Source organism: Mesorhizobium sp. M7A.F.Ca.CA.002.15.2.1 (assembly GCF_003998715.1).
GTDB lineage: Bacteria > Pseudomonadota > Alphaproteobacteria > Rhizobiales > Rhizobiaceae > Mesorhizobium > Mesorhizobium ciceri.
Genome location: NZ_RZPI01000731.1, coordinates 1 through 2,645 on the forward strand (window position 1 = coordinate 1; position 2,645 = coordinate 2,645).

3 protein-coding genes and 1 pseudogene are annotated in these 2,645 nt (G+C 64.3%); 1 reads left to right on the forward strand and 3 read right to left on the reverse strand.

The window, feature by feature from the left end; genetic code table 11:
• Positions 1–326, forward strand: a pseudogene (locus ENZ74_RS28345) (alpha/beta hydrolase); the annotation flags it as partial.
• Between the two features lie 48 nt (positions 327–374).
• Here ENZ74_RS28345 and glp read toward each other — a convergent pair.
• From glp to ENZ74_RS28360, 3 genes are all read right to left on the reverse strand, one after another.
• A complete protein-coding gene (gene glp, locus ENZ74_RS28350) occupies positions 375–1,580 on the reverse strand; it encodes a gephyrin-like molybdotransferase Glp (protein WP_063167976.1) in 1,206 nt (401 codons plus the stop codon).
• Entirely contained in the window at positions 1,580–2,062 is a 483-nt protein-coding gene (gene moaC, locus ENZ74_RS28355) for a cyclic pyranopterin monophosphate synthase MoaC (protein ID WP_013531740.1), read from the reverse strand. Before moaC ends, glp begins: the two co-directional genes overlap by 1 nt.
• 2 nt (positions 2,063–2,064) lie before the next feature.
• The coding region (locus tag ENZ74_RS28360; RefSeq protein ID WP_164761270.1) for an indole-3-glycerol phosphate synthase TrpC at positions 2,065–2,645 on the reverse strand (581 nt) is incomplete at its 5' end.

Consider the following 2,645-nt stretch of genomic DNA (forward strand, 5'->3'; position numbering starts at 1 on the left):
GCCATGTCGTTTCGATTTCAGGTCTACACGATTTGCGTCCGCTCATGCGCACCGGCATGAACAAGGACCTGGCAATCGACGAAGAGGAGGCGCTGGCTGAAAGCCCAGCCCTGCTGCGCCCGATGGATGGCGCCCGCATCACCTGCTGGGCCGGCGGCGGTGAGCGCGCCGAGTTCCTGCGCCAGAATGCGTTGCTTGCCAACATCTGGACCGGCCTTGGCGCCACCACCAGCACCGTGGTCGAGCCCGACCGGCATCACTACGACATTGTCGACGGCCTTGCCGATCCGGCGCATCCGCTGACACAGAGCTTGATCTCGAGCTAGAGCCGAGATCACTTTCTCGTCTGTTATGAACGGCTTGCCTGGAATTCCTCAGCGCAGCATCAAAACGCTGCAAGCCTCGCCCGCGGCTGCTGCAGGGGCAAACGGCGCCCGCACGATCAGCCCGTTGGCGTCGGCCAGCATTCTCAGCATCGAGGAATCCTGAATGCCGAACGGCGTCGCCACCAGCGCGCCGTCATCTTCCCTGACCACGGCTCGGACATAGTCCTGGCGCAAATCATTGGCCGGCATTGCGGTACCCAGTCGCGCTGGGCGAATGTCCTGGCGATGGTTGCGGCCACCGAGCCGCGCCAGCAGCGGCTTCAGGAACAGTTGCGAGCAGACCAGGCTTGCCACCGGGTTGCCGGGCAGGCCGATGCACCTGATATCGCCGAGGCGGCCGAACATCAGCGGCTTGCCGGGGCGCATGGCAATCTTCCAGAAGCCGAGCGTCATGCCTTCGCCGGTCAGCACGTCGTGGATCAGGTCGTGATCGCCGACCGAGGCGCCACCAAGCGTCACGATGACATCCGCACCGGCCGCCACCGCTTTTTGCACCAGTTCGGCGATGGCCTCCTTGCGATCGGCGGCAATGCCGAGATCGAGCGCGCGGGCGCCGACCGAGTGTGCGGTGGCAGCGACGCCATAGGCATTGGACGAGATGATCTGGTCCGGGCCGAGATTACTGCCCGGCGGCAGCAATTCGTCGCCGGTGGCGATGATGGCGACCAGCGGTCGTCTTACCACCTTGACCTGGGGATGGTTGGCCGATGCTGCCAGCGACAGTGCCGCCGGGTCGAGCAAACGGCCTCTTTCGAGCAGCATGTCGCCTGTTGAAAAATCGAGCCCGATGCGACGGATATTGCGCCATTGCGCCGTCGGCTCGGTCACTTCGATTTCGCCGCCGCCGAGGTCGCGGACATTCTCCTGGATGACGATGGTGTCGGCGCCTTCGGGCAGCGGCGCGCCGGTGAAGATGCGCACCGCTTGTGCCTTGCCGATCCTACCGGCAAAACCACGTCCGGCCGGCGCCATGCCGATCACCGACAGCCTGGATGGTACCGACGCCACGTCGGCGGCTCGAGCGGCATAGCCATCCATGGCGGAAGCGTTGAAAGGTGGCTGGGTACGGAGTGCCACGACCGGTTCCGCCAGAACACGATCCACCGCCTCGAACAGAGGAACGCTTTCGCCGGCTAGAGGTGCCGCACCATCGAGCAGGCGCTCAAGCGCCTCCGCGATAGGAACCAGCGCCATCAGGAACTCGCCTTGTAGTCACCCGACTTGCCGCCGGTCTTTTCGACCAGGCGGATGCCGGTGATGACCATGGCGCGGTCTACTGCTTTGGCCATGTCGTAGATGGTCAGGCAGGCTACCGAAGCGGCCGTCAGCGCCTCCATCTCGACGCCCGTCTTGCCGGTGACGCGCGCCAGCGCGGTGACCTTCAGGCCCGGCAATGCATGGTCGGGCTCGATGTCGACGGAAACTTTGGTCAGCAGCAGCGGATGGCAGAGCGGGATCAGATCATGCGTCTTCTTCGCCGCCATGATGCCGGCGATGCGCGCGGTGCCGAGCACGTCGCCCTTCTTGGCGTTGCCGGCGAGGATCATCTTCAGCGTCTCGGGCTGCATCGCGACAAAGCCTTCGGCGATCGCCGTGCGCGTTGTTTCTTCCTTGTCGCCGACATCGACCATGTTGGCCTCGCCCTGCGCGCCGAGATGGGTCAGGCCTGATACCATCGTCAGATAGCCTCGGCCAAAGCCTTGCCTGTCAGAAGCAAGCGCGTCGCGGTGGTGACGTCCTGTTGCCGCATCAGGCTCTCGCCGACAAGAAAAGTGCCGATGTCGCTCTTTTGCAGCCTGAGGCAGTCGTCATGCGAGAAAATACCGCTCTCGCTGACCAGCAAGCGGTCGGCCGGAACCATCTTCGCCAGCCGCACTGAAGTGTCGAGGCTGGTCTCGAATGTGCGCAGATTACGGTTGTTGATACCGATCAGCCGCGACGACAGTTTTAGCGCGCGCAACGTCTCGGCCTCATCATGCACCTCGATCAGCGCATCCATGCCGAGTTCGAATGCCGTTGCCTCAAGCTCGCTCGCCAGGGCGTCGTCGACGCTGGCCATGATGATCAGGATGGCATCCGCGCCCCAGGCGCGGGCTTCGTAGACCTGATAGGGATCGAACAGGAAATCCTTGCGCAGCGCCGGCAGCGCGACGGCGGCTCGCGCCCGGGTGAGAAATTCCGGCGCGCCCTGGAAGGACGGTGCGTCGGTCAGCACCGAAAGACAGGCAGCGCCACCCTTGGCATAGGCCTGCGCCAGCG